The organism is Methylacidiphilum caldifontis, from assembly GCF_017310505.1.
GTDB classification, from domain to species: domain Bacteria; phylum Verrucomicrobiota; class Verrucomicrobiia; order Methylacidiphilales; family Methylacidiphilaceae; genus Methylacidiphilum; species Methylacidiphilum caldifontis.
This window is the reverse complement of the sequence record NZ_CP065957.1, coordinates 900,141-917,769: the sequence shown is the minus strand read 5'-3', so window position 1 is coordinate 917,769 and position 17,629 is coordinate 900,141. Positions and strand designations below refer to the sequence as shown.

Annotated in this window: 15 protein-coding genes; 8 read left to right on the top strand and 7 right to left on the bottom strand. The window is 41.3% G+C overall.

The window, feature by feature from the left end:
- Positions 1-14 precede the first annotated feature (14 nt).
- From polX to IT6_RS04320, 5 genes are all read left to right on the top strand, one after another.
- Positions 15-1,907 carry a DNA polymerase/3'-5' exonuclease PolX gene (gene polX, locus IT6_RS04340; protein WP_206828096.1) on the top strand — a complete coding sequence of 631 codons (1,893 nt, stop codon included), beginning with the start codon at positions 15-17 and terminating at the stop codon, positions 1,905-1,907.
- Between the two features lie 273 nt (positions 1,908-2,180).
- A complete protein-coding gene (gene folP, locus IT6_RS04335; RefSeq protein WP_242524339.1) occupies positions 2,181-3,029 on the top strand; it encodes a dihydropteroate synthase in 849 nt (282 codons plus the stop codon).
- Positions 3,026-3,769, top strand: coding sequence for a diadenylate cyclase CdaA (gene cdaA / locus IT6_RS04330; protein WP_206828092.1), 744 nt, complete (start codon positions 3,026-3,028; stop codon positions 3,767-3,769). The genes folP and cdaA overlap by 4 nt, the downstream gene beginning before the upstream one ends.
- A gap of 195 nt (positions 3,770-3,964) precedes the next feature.
- Positions 3,965-5,422 (top strand): phosphoglucosamine mutase, encoded by a 1,458-nt coding sequence (gene glmM, locus IT6_RS04325; RefSeq protein ID WP_242524338.1) that lies wholly within the window; start codon positions 3,965-3,967, stop codon positions 5,420-5,422.
- A 58-nt stretch (positions 5,423-5,480) separates the two neighbouring features.
- On the top strand, positions 5,481-6,299 hold the full coding sequence (locus IT6_RS04320; protein ID WP_206828090.1) for an outer membrane lipoprotein-sorting protein: 819 nt from the start codon (positions 5,481-5,483) through the stop codon (positions 6,297-6,299).
- Positions 6,300-6,341: 42 nt separating this feature from the next.
- On the opposite strand, the gene pyrE is transcribed toward IT6_RS04320, so the two are convergent.
- The 7 genes from pyrE to IT6_RS04285 form a co-directional block, all read right to left on the bottom strand.
- Positions 6,342-6,920: an orotate phosphoribosyltransferase gene (gene pyrE / locus IT6_RS04315; RefSeq protein ID WP_134440595.1), complete on the bottom strand. Its 579-nt coding sequence runs from the start codon at positions 6,918-6,920 to the stop codon at positions 6,342-6,344.
- A gap of 437 nt (positions 6,921-7,357) precedes the next feature.
- Entirely contained in the window at positions 7,358-7,879 is a 522-nt protein-coding gene (locus IT6_RS04310) for a hypothetical protein (RefSeq protein WP_134440596.1), read from the bottom strand.
- A gap of 2 nt (positions 7,880-7,881) precedes the next feature.
- Positions 7,882-8,796: a hypothetical protein gene (locus tag IT6_RS04305; protein ID WP_206828088.1), complete on the bottom strand. Its 915-nt coding sequence runs from the start codon at positions 8,794-8,796 to the stop codon at positions 7,882-7,884.
- A 66-nt stretch (positions 8,797-8,862) separates the two neighbouring features.
- Complete coding sequence (murJ, locus tag IT6_RS04300) at positions 8,863-10,482, bottom strand: murein biosynthesis integral membrane protein MurJ (RefSeq protein WP_134440598.1); 1,620 nt, start codon at positions 10,480-10,482, stop codon at positions 8,863-8,865.
- Positions 10,483-10,486: 4 nt separating this feature from the next.
- Complete coding sequence (waaF, locus tag IT6_RS04295; RefSeq protein ID WP_206828086.1) at positions 10,487-11,500, bottom strand: lipopolysaccharide heptosyltransferase II; 1,014 nt, start codon at positions 11,498-11,500, stop codon at positions 10,487-10,489.
- Positions 11,490-12,752: a tetraacyldisaccharide 4'-kinase gene (gene lpxK / locus IT6_RS04290; protein WP_206828491.1), complete on the bottom strand. Its 1,263-nt coding sequence runs from the start codon at positions 12,750-12,752 to the stop codon at positions 11,490-11,492. Before lpxK ends, waaF begins: the two co-directional genes overlap by 11 nt.
- A 104-nt stretch (positions 12,753-12,856) precedes the next feature.
- Positions 12,857-13,711 carry a type 2 periplasmic-binding domain-containing protein gene (locus IT6_RS04285; RefSeq protein WP_206828085.1) on the bottom strand — a complete coding sequence of 285 codons (855 nt, stop codon included), beginning with the start codon at positions 13,709-13,711 and terminating at the stop codon, positions 12,857-12,859.
- A gap of 416 nt (positions 13,712-14,127) precedes the next feature.
- Here IT6_RS04285 and IT6_RS04280 point away from each other — a divergent pair, with 416 nt between their 5' ends.
- Genes IT6_RS04280 through IT6_RS04270 form a run of 3 tightly spaced genes read left to right on the top strand, consistent with a single transcriptional unit; the run spans position 14,128 to position 17,615 of the window.
- On the top strand, positions 14,128-14,619 hold the full coding sequence (locus IT6_RS04280; RefSeq protein WP_206828083.1) for a Minf_1886 family protein: 492 nt from the start codon (positions 14,128-14,130) through the stop codon (positions 14,617-14,619).
- A 39-nt stretch (positions 14,620-14,658) separates the two neighbouring features.
- Positions 14,659-17,196, top strand: a complete 2,538-nt coding sequence (locus tag IT6_RS04275) for a M16 family metallopeptidase (RefSeq protein ID WP_206828081.1) — start codon at positions 14,659-14,661, stop codon at positions 17,194-17,196.
- 44 nt (positions 17,197-17,240) lie between these two features.
- On the top strand, positions 17,241-17,615 hold the full coding sequence (locus IT6_RS04270) for a DUF1844 domain-containing protein (RefSeq protein WP_134440603.1): 375 nt from the start codon (positions 17,241-17,243) through the stop codon (positions 17,613-17,615).
- Positions 17,616-17,629: the final 14 nt, after the last annotated feature.

Here is a 17,629-nt window from a genome sequence, read left to right as displayed (position 1 = left end):
CTAAAATAAAAGATATGCCAAAGAAAAAAAAGGAAACTCATCTTCCCTCTTCTTCCCCGCAACTATCCCAAACACAAGAGAAAAAAACTTATCCTGCAAAAAAAATCGACAAGTCGATGGTTGTCTCTGTCCTGGAAGGCATTGCCACTTTGCTTGAACTGAAAGGGGAAAATCCTTTCAAATCCAGAGCTTATCGGACAGCTGCCAGGGTTATTGATACTTTAGCTGAAGAGTTGAGCGATCTCATTGCTCAGGGACGTTTCAAAGGGATAAAAGGCATAGGGGAAGGAATAGGGGAAAAAATCATTCAACTTGTAACGACGGGCAATTTGCCTTATTACGAAGAACTCAAAAAAGAGTTTCCACCCAGTCTTTTGGAATTGCTCGATATTCCAGGGGTTGGACCTAAGAGGGCAAAGGTTCTTTACGAGGAGCTTGGGATTAAGGACATTGATTCTTTGGAGAAAGCATGCAAAGAGCATCGTATTGCGGGATTGGCGGGTTTTGGCCAGAAGACTGAAGAAAACATTCTTCTTGGCATTAATCAGTTCCGGTCTTTTTCTGCCTATCATCGATACGGCGATCTTGTTGATATTGTTGAGGAACTTCTTGATTACCTGAAAAAAAATCCTTCGATTGTCCATGTTCATGTTGCAGGGAGTTTTCGGAGAGGGAAAGAAATCGTTAAAGATCTAGATTTTCTTTGCACATCGAAAAATCCAGGGGCTGTGATGGATTATTTCGTGCAGTTTCCTCAAGTCAGGCGCATTGTGAATCATGGGGAAACCAAATCTACCGTTATATTTGACAAAGGTCTTTCCTGTGATCTCCGGGTTGTACCCGATGAAGATTATGCCTATGCTCTTCTTCATTTTACAGGAAGCAAGGAACATAACGTGGCTTTACGGCAAAGGGCGATAGCTCAAGGCAAAAAATTATCTGAATGGGGACTTTTTCAGCTTTCAAAATTAGAGGAAAAACCGGTAGCGGAAAGCGAATCTGAGGATAATCCTCAGACTATGCAACCTCAAGAATCAAAGATTTTCTGCAGAACCGAAAAAGATGTTTATGCTGCTTTGGGGTTGGCCTACATTCCCCCTGAGCTTAGAGAAAACATGGGAGAGATTGAGGCGGCTCAGAACAATGAAATTCCAAGGCTTGTGCAATGGGAAGATATTCGTGGGGTTTTCCATTGCCATACAACGGAAAGTGACGGCAGGAGCAGCTTAGAAGATATGGCCAAAGCGGCCATGGAAATGGGACTGGAATACCTGGGTATTGCTGACCACTCGAAATCTTCATTCCAAGCCAACGGGCTAAGCGAAGAAAGAGTATATGCCCAACTAGATAAGATAAAAAACATGAATTCTCGATTGCAAAATTTCCGGCTCTTGAGCGGCATCGAGTGTGACATATTAAAAGAGGGCAAACTTGACTTTTCTGACACCTTGCTCAAAGAGCTTGACTATGTGGTAGCTTCCCTTCATGCCGGTTTTTCTAATGATGAAGAGGATAACACCCAGAGACTTATAAAAGCGATGGAAAATCCTTACGTAACAATGTTGGGGCATCCAACCGGAAGGTTGTTGTTGGTTAGAAAACCCTATCCCGTAAACATGGAAAAGGTTATTGATTGTGCAGCAAAGACGGGCACTTGGATAGAGTTGAATGCCCAACCCATGCGACTGGATATGGACTGGAGGCTTTGGAAATCAGCCAGAGATAAAGGAGTAAAATGTGTTATTAATCCTGATGCTCACCATGTCAAGGAAATTGGTTATTATAAAATTGGGGTCAACATCGCCCGTAAAGGTTGGCTACGCAAAGAAGACGTGATCAACTGTCTATCCTTGAATGACATTACCAAGGCTTTGCAGATCAAAGGAAGAAAGAAAACTCCTTTTTAAGGGTTCTTTATACAAAAAGAATATTCTATGTTTGGCTTGAATATGAAAAAAAACAGGGAGGGCTGAGGATTTATTTTTAGCTTTCAACTGGAGATTGTTTATTATTATTTTTTCTTTTTTTGAAGCCTATTGAAGGAGATGAAAAAAAAGAGCCTTCCGCAGGCTATATTTTAGCATCCCTATAGAAAAATCTTTAAACTCGAAACATTTCTCAAAATATCTTAAAGGAAAAAAATTTAATTCCTCTTATTTTAAGCCATGTTAAAAAAAGAGATGCAATGGAATTTAGGAAAAAAAATACTCCATTTTCCTGTGGGGCGGCCCATGATTATGGGTGTCATTAACTTAACCCCAGATTCTTTTTCTGACGGGGGCAAATTTATAAACCCTCAAAGGGCTGTTGATCGAGCGCTCTGGATGCAAGACAGTGGGGTTGACTTTATTGATCTTGGAGCCGAATCTACACGTCCAGGGGCAGAACCCGTGAGTGAAAAGGAAGAAATTTCAAGGCTTCTTCCCGTCATTAAAAGATGCAGGATGAAATTGACTGTGCCCTTGTCAGTGGATACTTATAAAGCGGCGGTCTGTCGAATGGCTATAGAAGAAGGAACGGATATCATTAATGATGTTTCAGGAGGTGGGTGGGATCCGTCAATCCTAGAGGTGGTTGCAGCTGAAAATGTTGGCTATATCCTTGTCCATTCTCGTGGAAGACCCAAGACAATGCAAAAAGATGCTCAATACGGGGATGTGGTTGAAGAAGTGTTTGCTGAGCTTTACAATCGGCTCCAGCGGTGTTTTGACATGGGGATAGCGAAGGAAAGAATTGTTTGTGACGTGGGATTTGGTTTTGCAAAAAACAGGACCCACAATCTTATTTTGCTGAGAAGATTAAATCGTTTTCTTGATTTAGGAAGGCCACTTATGATCGGAGTATCAAGGAAAAGTTTTTTGCAATTTTTTGCAAAACAACATGGGGTAGATATTGAAATAATGAATATCATTGCGCAAACAGTTGCTTTTTTGATGGGTGTGGAAATTTGGAGAGTGCATGATGTTGCGACGGCTGTAGCGGCAAGAGAATTTCTGGAGAAACTCTGGGATACGGGTTTTGTACAATGAAATTATTCGGATTTCCCATCTCTGGGATACTGGAAATTTTGATTATCGCCACCGCCATATATCAAATATGGAAGTTGCTCCAGGGAACCAGGGGATTCCAGGTATTGACGGGACTCATCGTAGTCCTTGTGGGACTGACTTTATTTTCTTCCGTGTTTCATTTAAGAGTACTGACTGAGCTGCTTAGGCTTTTTTCTCCCTCCTTTTTTGTTGCCCTTGTGGTTTTATTTCAACCGGAGCTGCGTCAAGTTTTTGCAGAAGTGGGTCGTAGAAGCGTTGTTCATATTGGCAGGCAACAGAAATCTGAAGTCATTGAACATATCGTCAATGCGGCTGAAATTCTCCAGAGAGAACACATAGGGGCACTGATCGCGATCGAACAAGATGATGTTTTTATGCCTGCAAGGGACACAGGGACTATTTTGAATGCTCAGGTCAGCGCGGATCTACTGGTCACTATTTTCTATCCAAGAACTCCACTTCATGATGGGGGAGTTATTATCAGGGGTGATCAGATTGTTGTTGCGGCAGCCATTTTTCCTTTGAGCCAGGTCGAACAGATGGAAAGACTTTTGGGACTGAGGCATAGGGCTGCTTTAGGGTTAAGTGAACAGACCGATGCGGTAGTCGTAGTTATCTCTGAGGTCACAAGTGTTATTTCGGTGGCATACAAAGGAAAAATGGAAAGGCATTTTGATCCCGATGGGCTTAGAGCAAAACTAACTCAGATACTTGTTTAACCAGGTTTTTGGAGTGAACAAATAACTTGAAATTTCCCCTGGCAACATGTTATTGATTAGGGTGTTGAAAACCTTTACGAGGCCAATCTGATCAATGGAAAACTTGACAAAAGGTAACTTTTCCGGCGAAACGATAATGAACATCTTTTCTCACTGGAAGCAGAAATTGTTTTCCCTGGTCCTAGCGGTTGCAATTTGGATTATTCTCAAGGAGTCGATAGAGCCAGGATCCTTGGATCAACTGCTCACTTCTCTTCGATTATTGAAATAGAGGGCTACATGAACCCTAAGGCAAAAGCACTTTTTGGGACCGATGGCATTAGAGGTAAAGCTAATCTTTATCCCATGACCCCACAGATCGCTCTTGCCGCGGGTGTTGCTGCTGCAAAGGTTCTCACTACCCATTGTCCACTTAAAAATAAACCCCGGATAGTTGTGGGAAGAGATACGCGTATATCGAGCCGGATGCTCGAGTATGCTTTTATTTCAGGAGTAGTAGCTAGGGGGGTAGATGTTTTTGAGCTCGGAGTTATTCCTTCTCCAGCTGTTGGAAATTTTTCCAAGATTTATGAGGCTATCGGAGGAGTAATGGTCAGTGCCTCTCACAATCCCTATTATGACAATGGGCTTAAATTCTTTGGATATGATGGGGCAAAGCTTAGCATTGAGTTGGAAAAAGAAATTGAAAGGGAAATAAATAGCTTTGATTGGCTGGGCTCTGAAGGTCCTACGGGCTCACAGGTGGGTAAAATTTTTTTAGCGGCTAATCCCCTCCAGGATTATCAAAATCTGCTTAAAAGTTTTTTTCCTGGTGGTATCAATTTGAAAGGGCTCAAAATTGTACTCGATACAGCTAATGGTGCTTCATTCGAGGCGGCACCAGCTATTTTGGATCATTATGGGGCTTTTCTTTATCCTTTTGGAAAGGAACCTAACGGGATCAATATAAACCTGAACTGTGGAAGTATGTTTCCACAGAATATCCAGCAAGTTGTACGTATGGCTGGGGCAGACGTAGGTATAGCTCTTGATGGGGATGGAGATAGGTTAGTTCTTTGTGATGAAAATGGGGAGCTTTGTGATGGTGATGATATTTTGAGCATTCTTGCTTCTGATTTTAAAAAGAAAGAAAAACTGGCTAAAAACACGATCGCTGTGACTGTGATGAGCAATCTGGGTCTTGATGAGACTCTAGCTGAAGAGGGCATAAAGGTCCTCCGTACACCCGTAGGGGATAGGAATGTTGCCGATGCGTTGGCTAAAGAAGGGCTCTCATTGGGTGGAGAGCAATCTGGCCATATTATCCCTTTTCATTATTCAAGAACTGCTGATGGTCTGCTTACCGCTTTGATGGTGTTGCAGATAATGTGTTCAACGGGCAAGAGCCTCGCAAGTTTAAGGAAAAATAGGCTACGCTATCCCCAAAAATTATGGAACATCGATATAGCACAAAAAAAACCTTTAGAAGAAATAGTTGGGCTAAAAAAATTGCTGGATGAATTGCAGGCCGCTTTCAATGGCAAAGGCCGAGTATTATTGAGGTACTCGGGAACAGAACCTAAAATCAGGCTTTTAGTTGAGGCTAAGGATGAAGAACAGGTTCATCAGGTAGGTCAAAAGCTTTTAAATTTCCTTAAAGAAGCCCTAGGTTGATTATCTTAATAAAAGAGGTATTTTTTTCGAAGTTGAACAATAATCTGGAGATATATTAATGGTCTTTTGGGGTAAGCGTCTTCTTCTTATTTTGTTTTTTTTAAACCCATACTATCTCTTTTCCCTTTGGTCTAAGCCTAATCCTGACAAACCTTCTCCTCCCCTTGAATTCATCCAGGGTAGATTTTGGAGAAATTTCAGACTTAAAGATTACATTCTCAAAGGATCAATTCAAGCAGCTAAAGATACCTATCCAATAACTCTCATTCTTCATGACCGCTCAATGGAATATCATTTTATTGGTCTACCCTTACAGATACACGTGGAAATAAACCCTGATAATACCTATGTTGCCTATAAAAACCGCCCCTCAGAACCTTGGCAACCCATTACGGGCTTAAATCGTACAAAGCACATTTTGAACACAGACATAAGTTATGAAGATCTCTGTCTTGATTTTATCCGGTGGGATAAGATTAAACCCTTGGGAACCGATTCCATTAAAACCTTAAGTTGTTGGGCTTTTGATGCTTATCCCGGATCGATCCTCTCGGCTTATGCTAAAGTTAGATACTGGATTGCTGAAGAATATTACGCGCTTTTGAGAGTTGAAGGCTACAATAAGGAGGGACAAATTATCAAAAGATTAGATATCAATAGTGTACAACGCATTGGGGATGCCTATGTGATAAAAGAAATGCAAATAGCGACAATCCCTCCTGGTAAGACGCTCTCTTCTTCTAAGACTTATATTCAGATTGAAGAAGGTCGACCTGCTTCGGCCAAAGAAAGTGAAAATCTAGATCTTGCTCCTCAACTAGATCATGAAGAATATACGGCTAGTGGGCTCAGCGTTGAATCCATGAATAAAAAATAGAATTGCTTCCCTAATTTTTTTAAAGAGAAAAGATAAATGGGGTTAGGGACGCACAGGACTTGATTTTTTTAAATCTTCAGGAAGATTTTCAGCAGGAAAAGTTTCAATTTTAAGTTTTAAAAGAGAAAAACAGGGCACCCCAAAGTCGATATTTCCTCCACTGCGATCGACAAGGCAACCGACAGCACAGACTTCCCCTTTTTTTGCCCTTACGCTATCCATAATCGCTTTTACCGTTCCTCCTGTTGTCATGACATCTTCGACAACTATTACCCGTTCTGAAGCTTGTAGCTGAAATCGGCGCAAAACCATTCCTTTTTTATCTTTTTCAGCATAGATATGTCTCAATCCAAGTTTCTTTGCCACTTCATGTCCAATGAGAATACCCCCAATGGCTGCAGAAACAATGGTTTGGGCATCTAGCTGTTGTATTTTTTGAGCCAGATAAGAAGAATACCGAGCACAGAGCAGTGGATTTTGAAGAAGAAGAGCACACTGCAGGAAATACCGACTGTGAAGGCCGCTCCTAAGTAAAAAGTGTCCTTCCAGTAAAGCCCCGCTTTTGATGAGACTGTCTAGGAGTTCTAAAGCTAAAGGATCATTATCGTGAACAATGTCCATAACAAGATTTTATTTTATCGAGCTTAGTGGGTCATGAGAAGAGAAAAGATGAAGAAGTAATTTTTCAACTCCCATTGGCGTTGTACCTGCAGGGGATATTTCTTGTTATATAGGAGCAGGTAGAATAATTCAAGAAAAGCTCAATTGAGCATCAGCAACTCAAGCCTTTTATTTATGAACTACTCCCGCCAACCTAATGGTATGGCGTGAGTTTCGCGCTTCTACGGGAGTGCCGGGTTGGCTGGAATGCTTGCCGGTCTTACCTCTCTCCACGCCTGGCCGGTTCCCGGCCACCAATCTATTTTGTGAATATACTAAACTTCCATTCAATGTCAACAAAATCGCTCTGACAGACGATATCGCCGCTTCACCACCTCCTAAATCGCCGCGCGATTATAGGTGGAGCACTGCGGCGTAGGCTTAGGTAGAAGAGCTCCTTATCCATCCATTAAAAATTCTTTGTGATCCACTTCATCTAAGGATTGATCAAGAGGCAAGGGCGAAGCAATCTCTTTGAAGGCGCAAAGAAAAAAAGCAGCTTGTTTATGACGTGGTAACAGAAAAACAAGAAATGCCTCTTTCCAAATGCCATCGACAAAATAGGGATCCTTTAGAAATTTCCCCTCTTTGCTAAGTTCAGCAAGAAGCCATACATAACTCTGGCCTGACTCAACAAATCCTCCAGTCTGGGCAACGGCAAGGGATATTTTCTCATGGCCATCCTGTTCAACCTGGCATATTAACTCCCCTCCATCTGTAAGTTGACAACGAAGATCCCAATATAACTTGTCTTCCTGTTGCCAACTTGTCCCCTTTTCTTGGATAAAAAGACAGAGCGCTTTACAAAATTCAAGCCATTTCGCTTCTCCCCATTGGGGCGGGAAAAGAATGGTTTTTGCCCTATGGATGCGTGCAGACCAATCTTGAGAAATCCTTCGCAGTTCGGTAAAAAGGCTCATTGCTAAGGGCTAGAAGAAGATTTTGATTTTTTAGTCTCGTTTCCATTCTTTTTTCTTTCTTCTTCAAGAATAGTGATTCTTTTAAGAAGAAGATCTTCTTTTTTTAGCCGGCTTTGATTATCCTGTTTTATCTCAGTGCTGAGTTGTTGGATTTTTTGGGCATTGTCCGCTATTTTTGAATCTAGGTTGTCAAGCCTGGACCGGGTTTTTGAAAGGTCTTTTTCGGTATCCGTAATGTAGGAATGGATTTGGTTTAGAGACGTATCCAGTTCTTCAATTTCCTTTTTTTGTTGGAAAAAAAGGCTGTTTAGCTGATCAATCCTATTCTGTAACTTTTTTTCGGCTTCGGTGATGAGCACGTCTTGGGAGTGAATCTTTTTAAAAATAACCATTCCTCCATACACAGCAAGAATAAGGACAAAGACAATAAGAGTGAAAAAGCTGAAGAGGAAAACTGAAAGAATTTTTTGTACAGAACGCTGTTCTTGGGATTGTTTTTCAATGTTTTTTTTCAATGTGTTAACATGAGGATTCGGGGCCGTATTCATAGATTTTTCTTTTTTTTCAGAATCGGAAGAATTTTCCCCTTTCTCTTTTTCCTTGGAAGAAAAGCTAGCGGTTGATAGAGGTGATGTTTTATTTAAAGGAGGCTCTGAATGAGTAACTTCATATTGCAATAGATCATCGAGTTTTGTTTCTTTATTCTTTTTTTCTATCTGATCAATTGGCTCTTTTTCAGGGACAGAATCTTGACTGAGCTGTTCAATTTTATTTTCTACCAGATTGAGGTCGGTAGGTGATGGGGAAGATTCGAACAACAGATCTGCATTGGTTTTGGAGATCAATCTACGGGATGATGTTTTTTTAGTGCTGCTCTTCTTTCGAGTCGGTTTACTATTCTTTTCAGTTTCAGACATAAAAAATTGATTTCAAATTATCCTTTAAAACCGATAAAAATTTTTTCGAGTCTAGCCTATCTTATTTCATCGATAAAATTTTTTAAATAGAAATCTCAGCAAAGTTTTTCCTTCTTCGATGCCTAAGGCTACGGTACTTAGAAGATATACGATAAGGGCAAGTCCAATTCCAGAGAGGGTTGAAAAAAATAAAGAAAAAAAGGAATGTCCAAAGAGCTTACTTATCCAAGAAGAGAGAAAAAGAGCTGAGCTTGCACAAAGAAACCCACAAAAAACGATCTTTATGAGGAAGAAAAGCCCTGACTTCAGACCACTCATTTTTACAGACTTGGTGATGGACAGATAAAGCTGTATAAAATTGACAAGACTGACTAAAGAGGTCGTGGTGGCTAAACCCACGTGTCCCATGGAAAAGACCTTAACCAGAGTAATATTGGATAAGAGATTGATTCCTATTCCGATAAGAGTAACACGCAAAGGAACCTGAGGTTTATTTAAAGCGGAAAAACAGGGAGTTAGAACCTTAATACCGGCATAGCCGCAAAGACCAATGGCATAGGCTTTGAGGGCGTAGGCTGTCTGTCTTGTATCAAAGGGACTGAATCGGCCGTGCTGATAAATGAGAGCGATAATCGGGTCGGATAAGAAAATAAGCCCCAGTGCTGCGGGGAGTGTGAAAAAAAAGGCGAGCCTTAGTGAAGATTCAAGCGTTTGGCTAAAGGCTAGATGGTCTTGGCGAGCATTTTGCTTGGAAACAGAAGGAAGGGTGACTGTGGCGATCGCTACGCCAAAGATGCCGATGGGCAACTGCATAAGCCGAAAAGCACAGTTAAGCCAGGATCTAGCTCCATTGATTTCGGATGCAAACATGCCGTTGATCAGTACGTTTATCTGGATAGCGGCCCCAGCAATCATCGTGGGCCAGAGAAGATTCCAGATTTCAAGAAGTTTTGGATCGGTAGTATTAAAATCCCATGAATATCTGAAGCCTATTTGGGGAAAGGCCAGAAATTGAATACAGAGCTGAACAAGTCCTCCAAGAAGCACCCCGAGAGAAATGCCATATAACGAAGAGGGACCGAAATGAGGATGAAAAATATTTTGTTGTGGATCGAATAGATAAGCAAAGAGAACACCAAAAAGAATGGAAGAAAAGTTAAACGCACTTGATGCGGATGCGGGCAGTCCGAAAATATGGTAGGCGTTAAGAAGGCCCATGACCAATGCAGCTAAGGAAACAAAAAGAATAAAAGGGAACATGAGCCGGGTAAGTTGGACGGTCAGTTCGAATTTTCCTGGAATTTTATGAAAGCCAAAATTGGTGATTTCTACAAGTATGGGAGCCAAGATAATTCCAAGCAAGGAGACAAAAAGAAGAAAAACAAACAATACGCTAAAAAGCCTGTTAGCAAGCAAAAAAGCTCTCCTGTTTCCTTCGATTTCAACAGTTTTTGAGAACACGGTGGTAAAAGCGGTTGATAAAGCTCCTTCTGCAAAAAGATCGCGCAATAAATTGGGGATTTGGAAAGCGGCAAGAAAAGCATCAAGAAGGGCTCCTGCGCCAAAGAGCGAAGCAAAAACAAGTTCTCTGACGAGTCCTAGCAGCCTTGAAGCGGCTACCGCGATCCCAACGACTCCGAAAGCTTTTCCTGTTCTCTTTGGAACTTTTGCCTGGGTACCGTCCATGAGATTATTCGCAAGGCCATTTTTGATTTGTTTCTAAAGATAAGAACTCTTCGCAGGCTTGAAGAACATTTTGAGGTTCAATATTACGCATACAGGGCATATCTATCGGGCATCGTCTCAAAAAACAGGGACTGCAATGAACCTTGTTATAGAAGATTCGGAAACGACCTCCGATCGGAGCTGTTTTTTGGGGGTCTGTAGATCCAAAAATAGCCACGGTCGGGGTATTGAGTAAAGAGCCCACGTGCATCGCTCCACTGTCGTTACAGAGCAAAAGATGGGATCTAAAAATTCGTTCCATAAATTCACTAAGAGTTGTTTTTCCAGCAAGATTTTCTGCCGACTGAATCTCCTGTTGGAGTTGTTGACAAACCGCTTTATCTTTTTCTGCACCTAGGATCTGGATATGACAACCATATTTTTCTTTTAAACGCTGACAAACCCATGCAAAGGAAGAGGGGAACCATCTTTTTGCTGGTCCATATTCAGCTCCCGGACAGACGCTCACAATAATGGGTTCTTGAGGTTTCTGCCACTGCTTGGGTAATTTTAAAAAAGGCAAAGAATAATTAATTTTTTTTGCTCCAACAAATTGGGCAAGCAGAATATAGATTTGGGACTGATGGGCCAGCTCCGAAGCTTTCGGAATGATGACTCTTTTATCCAGCAAAAAGGATTGATCAGTTCTACCAAAACCTATAACTTTTGGAATTCCAGCCAGCTTGCATTCTAAGGCTGTTCTTACCGAACGGGTAAAGAGGAGTGCTGTTCCAATTTTTTTCTTTCGCAGTCGCTTGACATTTTCAAAAACATTTTTGGAATTTTCCATTTCCAAAACTTCATCAACAAATGGACAAAGAGACCATAGGTAAGCAATTTTTTGGGGTGTAGCAACGATCAGAGGACATGATCCACTTATTTCCTTGATTCCCGTTACCGCAAGCAAACTCATTATGGCATCCCCAAGCCAATTTGGAGAACGTATCAAAAGAGGGCCTCGAAGAGGTTCAAAATCCATTGGAGGTTTTTTCACATCTTCCCGTAAGAAAGGAACTATTAATCAATCCATTGCTCACTGTTCTCTTTCTTGGGTAAGATATTCGATATTTCCTTCTAGGAGAAATGGAATCGAAAAGAATCGATTGAAAAGCCTCTTTACCTTGAAGCATCTCTATTTCCACCCTCAGAAAATAGAAAGGTAAGATGAAGGGTTTTGTCGTGGGTATCCGTACCGCATCTTTTTCGGTCGTAATTGCCGCTTTAGCATTCCTGGCTTTACTTCTTTCCATAAAACGAAGGATTTCTTGTTCAGAAAACCAATGGTGATCAGCAAAATATTTGGTATAGACCACTTCAGCCCCTAGTTTTTTTAATCCTTTTTCGAAACTTTCAGGTTGAGCAATGCCTGAAATAGCGGAGACTTTTAAACCTTTAAGATATTCGAGCGGTTCTTTTTCCCTTGTCAGAACATGAAAAAGATACTTTGGTTTATGAATGCTCTCGATGACCGGTGCATGGTTATTAAACTTGCGTAGCTCCTCTTTTAGGGATGAAAGATTTGACCCATCACATTTAGTAATGAATATCAGGTCAGCTCGATTGAGATGATCTTTGGGCTCCCTGAGCATTCCTCTTGGCAAAAGGTGTCGATTACCAAAAGGAAATTCTCTGTCGATGAGAACAATATCCAACCTCTCTTTTAAGGGAAGATACTGAAATCCATCATCAAGAATAAGAGTATCTACATTCATGTTTTTAATCGCCCATAGACCATTTTTAACCCTGTTTTTCCCTGTAATGATAGCTACTCCTTTTAAGTTTTTGGCAAGCATGTAAGGTTCGTCTCCAGAATGGAGAGGATCGAGATAAATCTTTTCCCCGTCTGAAACAACTCTAGGACTAAATTCTTTGCTCCCCTTGAGCTTTGCTATAAGCCTTTCCCATAAGGGAGGAGGTACACTTTTATAGCCTCGGCTAAGAATGGCAACTTTTCTTCCTGCCGTTGAAAGTTCTTTGGCTAACTTTTCGACAAGGGGGGTTTTCCCTGTGCCTCCCACCGTCAGATTGCCCACGCTAATGACAAGACAACCAAGCTCATAGGATTGTAAAAGTCTTTTTTTGTAAAGCCAAACTCTCAGCCTGACTATGGGATTATAGAGGAAGGATAAAAAGGAGAGAAACCAACGGAAAACAGTGGCCCGCTTCCCGTAGCGTCTTTCGAGGATAACGTCAACGGCAAATTGTTCTAACTTATCTATCCAACGTGCCATAGGAAAAAGGGGAACAGAAGAAAAAGTCTTCCTATTAGAAAGGGTTATGGGCAAGAATTCAAGTCGATTCTTTGGAAAATTCCCTCTTTCTTCTCATCATGACTCTAGAGGCCTTGGAAGTCGCTTTTATGCAAATAATGGTCCATGCGAAAGAACCGACAAAGATTCAAATAAGTGGCAGGAGGATAGATAAGGGAAGATTTTCTTTGAATTTCGGCCGTCTTCATGTAGGCTTCAGCTGTGACAGCCCCTAGCCAGTTGCAAGAAAGAATGGAGGCTTGTTGCTGGGGTGTGCAGAGGAACAAAAGAGCCGTTTTGATCTTTTCTAGCTCATGGCTCTTTTGAGGAATCGCCCAATGGAAAAGGGTAATCCAGGAATAATCCTTGGGTAAAATAACTAATCGATTCTTTTCTTTTTCATTTCTTTTTAAAAGCTCAGATACGGTATCGATGTAAACTGAAAAAGAAACAGCAGGTCGGTTTACAAAAGAAGAGGCTTGAGCTTGTGATCCATGGAAAAGGGATTGAAAGATGAGGGTTTTCAGAAGATCATTTGGTGGATAGTCGATCTTGTAGTTGGCACTTAACAAATCTATCCAACGGGTTGGATAGTTCTTTAAAGTGGGGTTGTGAAGCCAACTTATGCCTAAGAGAGTCCAACCATAAGGCCAGCAATAGGTATTAGTCGGATCGTAATAATGAAATAAAAATTTATGGTCGAGCAGTCCTAACCGTTTTATCTCTATGGGAAGGGGCGAAAGGAGGTTCTGTTTAATAAGCAGGTAGGCCATCCGATCAGTTATAGCAATCAAGTCAAAATCCTGGTGATTTATATCCTCAACTGCTCGTTGTTCATCCGTGTAAAAAACAGCAGATAGCTGCTCACCAGACCGAGTGTGATATTCAGAAATCAGGGCTTCGGGCAAGTGCCCTTCAGGAACTAAAAGATGAAGGCTCATAGAATAGTTACAAAAGATTCTAGTTTTTTCTAAACAAAGGTCTAAACTGTTTAGGAAACACAGAAAAATCGGTCCTTGTCCAGTTTTTTTTCCCTCTTAGCAAAGGGTTAAACAATATTCTTATTTGTTCGTTGCGCGAAAGAAAAGATTCGTTTTTTTCATGCTTAAGATCGATTATTTTAAAAAAGAACGGAAGATTGAATAAAATTATTTCATTCAACCCATGGAAGTTATAGAATAAGAATAAATCTTGAAATGGTTTAATTCAAGAATGACTCTTAAAGAACAACTGATGATTCTCTTTTTGGTGATTCTTTTTGTTTTAGCCCATGCAGCCAGAAGTTGTTATAGGTATTTGTCTGTTTTTCTGCTGGACAGGTCTATTGATTTAACGAGCAAACCAATGAGGTGAGTGTATGCGCAAACGTGATTTTACAACGATCGTCGAAGAAATAGTCGAGAAAGATTCCAGATACTTGAAGGAAAGCTATTATTTTGTTCGAGATGGCCTGGAATATACCTTGAAGACCATGGGGAAACAGAAACACCAAAAGATTGAGCAGCTTAGTGGTAAACAGATTCTAGAGGGATTAAGGGATTATGCACTCAAGGAGTTTGGACCGATGAGCAAGTTAGTGCTCAATGAGTGGGGGGTTAAGAGTTGCAAAGATTTTGGACAGATGATCAAAAACATGGATCTATATGGGCTGTTGGGAAAAACCGAAATGGGGGATATGAAAGATTTCCAAAAAGGCTATAGTTTTACTACAGCTTTCGTAAAGCCTTTTCTTCCGGCCAGGATTAAGTCTGCCCAAAAGAAAAAGGATAGCCAGCAAGAAAAGTCTTCTTCGAAACGCAAAAAGAAGGTAGACGGTTCAGGAAAAGCCCACAATCATTCCAAAGAATAAGGATTTGTCAGCTTTATTTTCTAAATAGCAATTTGGTTTATGCATTCTAGTCCTCTGCTCTCTTCTTTATCCTTATTTCCACAGATTTATAGGGAAGAGTTACCCAATGGCTTGACTCTTCTTGTCGATCCTCATTTCCAGGCTGATGTTGTTTCCCTTCAACTCTGGTGTGCTACAGGAAGCATTCATGAGGGGAAATATGCGGGCTCAGGGATTTCTCATCTTCTTGAGCATCTTCTTTTCAAAGGCACAGCCAAAAGAAACGGTAACCAGATTGCTTGGCAGATGCAATCGCTTGGGGGGCATCTCAATGCTTATACTTCTTATGATCGGACCGTCTATCATGTTGATCTTCCTTCCTCTTATTGGAAAGAAGCCTTGGAGATCCTTGCCGATCTTGTTTTCCATGCCGCTATTCCTCCTACTGAATTCGAACAGGAAAAAGAGGTTATACGCCGAGAAATTGCGATGGTCGAAGATGATCCAGATAGTCTTCTATTCGAGCTTGCTTTCGAGACAGCTTTTAGTAAGCATCCTTTGAAGTACCCGATCATTGGCTTGCTTGGGCTCTTTGACTCGATAGACAGACAAGCCGTACTTGATTATTATCATAGCCGATATGTTCCCCAGAATGTTTTCCTTGTCATTTCAGGTGCTGTTTCTCCTGAAGAAGTTTGTGCAAAGGTAAAGGAGATCTTGGGAAATGAACCGATGGGTTTTTTAGAACCCTTAGATCTGCCCGAGGAACCCGCTCAGATATCCCCTAGGTTTGCTTCAAAAGAGATACAGACTGAAGTAGCCAGGCTTTGTTTGGTTTTTCATGTCCCAGGATACGGTCATCCCGATGCGCCCGCTTTAGAACTTTTTTCAACCCTTTTAGCACAGACGCACAGTTCTCTTTTACATCAGAAACTGGTGGAAAAAGAAGCCATTGCCCAACAGGTAGTTTCTTTTTTCCTCGACTATGCTTCCGTAGGAGTATTTGGAATTGAGGCGGAGTGTAGTCCTGAAAAGGTAGAGCTGCTCGGTGCAAGGATTTTAGAAGAACTGCATTCTCTGCCGCAAAAAGGAATAACTGAAGAGGATTTTATCCTGGGTTTGAAACAGCAATTTTCTCATTCGCTAAGGGAGTTGCGTTCAGCCAGTGCCAGGGCAAAAACCATCGGCAATGGGTGGTTAATGTTCAAAGATCCTCTGTATAAGGAGAATTTTTTGCGCAAACTTTATTCTGTAGAAAAGCAGAAAGTTCTTAATCTTGTGCCTACCTATTTCCGAGAAGATAACCTTACTCAGGTGCAAGTTATCCCTAAAAAACAGAAATCAAAAGTGTTTTCTATTCCTCCAAAAGAGTCTTCTTCAAAATGTTTTGAGCTTTCAAATGGCATACAGTTTATATACCGTTCTGACCCTCTACCTCTTCAATATTTTCGGGCTACATTCGATGGGGGGCCTTTGTGGGAGCTTCCAACTCAGATCGGCATATCAAAACTGGCTGCTTCTATTCTGGTGAAAGGGACACAGAAAAGATCAGCAGAAAAACTTGCTAGGGACATCGAGATCATTGGAGGAAGTTTTGGTGCGGATTCAGGAAATAATTCTGCCGGGCTTTACATTGAATGTTTGAGTGAAGAGTGGCAAACTGCATTGGACATCTTCTCAGAAATGATCCGTGAACCCGCTTGCCTTGAATCGGAGTTGGAAATTGAAAAAAGAAAGCTTCTCCATCAGATACGCTTAATGAGGGACGATCCTGTTTACATCGCTCAATCCCTGTTAAGAAAAACTCTCTGGCAGGACCATCCTTATGCCCATAATCCCATGGGGACCGAGGAAACTGTAGAACAGATAACGGTTGAGGATATACAGCAGTTTATTCTTTCTGTATTTAAAACGGGCAGAATGGTCCTTGGAATGTGTGGACCTCTAGATCCCGAGAAAGGGTTGAAAGGGATTGAGTCTTGTTTTTCGGATTTTCCAAGAGTGCCTATTCCCAAGATGGTCGAAGTTGCTTATCCAAATTTTGAGAAGCCACTGAGGGTTGAGCAAAGAATTCCTGGTAAAGAACAGGCCATAGTCGGGCTATCCTTTAGGATTCCTCCAATCCATGATCCCATTCAGATCTCTCTGGATGTCATCTCTGAAATTCTTTCTGACCTTGGGTCCCGGCTTTTCATTAAAGTAAGGGAAGAAAAAGGGTTGGCTTATTTTGTTTTCCCTACCCGTTTCTTGGGTTGGAAAGGGGGATCTTTTTCCATTATTGCGGGTACTGATCCCGGGGCTAAAGAAGAAGTGGAGAAGATCATTTTAGAAGTGTTGGATGAGATCATTAAGGAGGGATTTTCTGAAGAAGAACTCCAAAGGGCAAAGGCTAAGCTTCTCAGCGAGGAAAAGATCTCTTCTCAATATCCTTCTTCTTCCATAGCTCTGTCTACGGTGAATGCCCTTCTAGGACTGGGTTGGGATTACGAGGAAAAAAAGATCAAAATAATTGAACAAATCAGCCTCGATGAACTGAACGCAGCGGCACAAAACCTTTTTTCTTCTAAGGATTGTGTGATAGGAGTTGTCTATCCGTAAATTTTCTTCATTGTTGAGTGTAGATATTAAAAAAGGAGGAACTTATGTCCGGTTCTGGATATACCCCTGAAGAGATTACCCGGAATTTCTTGGGGCTTGTCATGATGAAATATCATGAAGTTCTTTTTTTGCTGGGTATTTTAAAGGCTCCTGGTCATGAATTGGCTTCTCCCAAACTTCAAGAAGCGGCCGAGATGATCGACCAACTTGAAGCTTTAAAGGTAAAGACTCAAGGAAATCTTTCTTTTGAAGAGAACAAGACACTCGAGCATATTCTGACCGAGCTGAGGCTATCCTACCTCAAAGTGGCCAAGGATAGTGAATCTCCGAAAGAAAAGCAATCTCAAGTTGAACAGAAACTTGAAAAACCATTTGAAACTGATCCAGAAAAGAGGAAATTTTTCAAAAGCTATGGATAAGCAAAATACTTAAT

Bases quoted from the DNA above. Each gene is read 5' to 3' on its own strand.
- polX (WP_206828096.1), top strand. From the start codon at position 15: ATGCCAAAGAAAAAAAAGGAAACTCATCTTCCCTCTTCTTCCCCGCAA.
- folP (WP_242524339.1), top strand. From the start codon at position 2,181: ATGCAATGGAATTTAGGAAAAAAAATACTCCATTTTCCTGTGGGGCGG.
- cdaA (WP_206828092.1), top strand. From the start codon at position 3,026: ATGAAATTATTCGGATTTCCCATCTCTGGGATACTGGAAATTTTGATT.
- IT6_RS04320 (WP_206828090.1), top strand. From the start codon at position 5,481: ATGGTCTTTTGGGGTAAGCGTCTTCTTCTTATTTTGTTTTTTTTAAAC.
- pyrE (WP_134440595.1), bottom strand. From the start codon at position 6,920: ATGGACATTGTTCACGATAATGATCCTTTAGCTTTAGAACTCCTAGAC.
- IT6_RS04310 (WP_134440596.1), bottom strand. From the start codon at position 7,879: ATGAGCCTTTTTACCGAACTGCGAAGGATTTCTCAAGATTGGTCTGCA.
- IT6_RS04305 (WP_206828088.1), bottom strand. From the start codon at position 8,796: ATGTCTGAAACTGAAAAGAATAGTAAACCGACTCGAAAGAAGAGCAGC.
- murJ (WP_134440598.1), bottom strand. From the start codon at position 10,482: ATGGACGGTACCCAGGCAAAAGTTCCAAAGAGAACAGGAAAAGCTTTC.
- waaF (WP_206828086.1), bottom strand. From the start codon at position 11,500: ATGGATTTTGAACCTCTTCGAGGCCCTCTTTTGATACGTTCTCCAAAT.
- lpxK (WP_206828491.1), bottom strand. From the start codon at position 12,752: ATGGCACGTTGGATAGATAAGTTAGAACAATTTGCCGTTGACGTTATC.
- IT6_RS04285 (WP_206828085.1), bottom strand. From the start codon at position 13,711: ATGAGCCTTCATCTTTTAGTTCCTGAAGGGCACTTGCCCGAAGCCCTG.
- IT6_RS04280 (WP_206828083.1), top strand. From the start codon at position 14,128: ATGCGCAAACGTGATTTTACAACGATCGTCGAAGAAATAGTCGAGAAA.
- IT6_RS04275 (WP_206828081.1), top strand. From the start codon at position 14,659: ATGCATTCTAGTCCTCTGCTCTCTTCTTTATCCTTATTTCCACAGATT.
- IT6_RS04270 (WP_134440603.1), top strand. From the start codon at position 17,241: ATGTCCGGTTCTGGATATACCCCTGAAGAGATTACCCGGAATTTCTTG.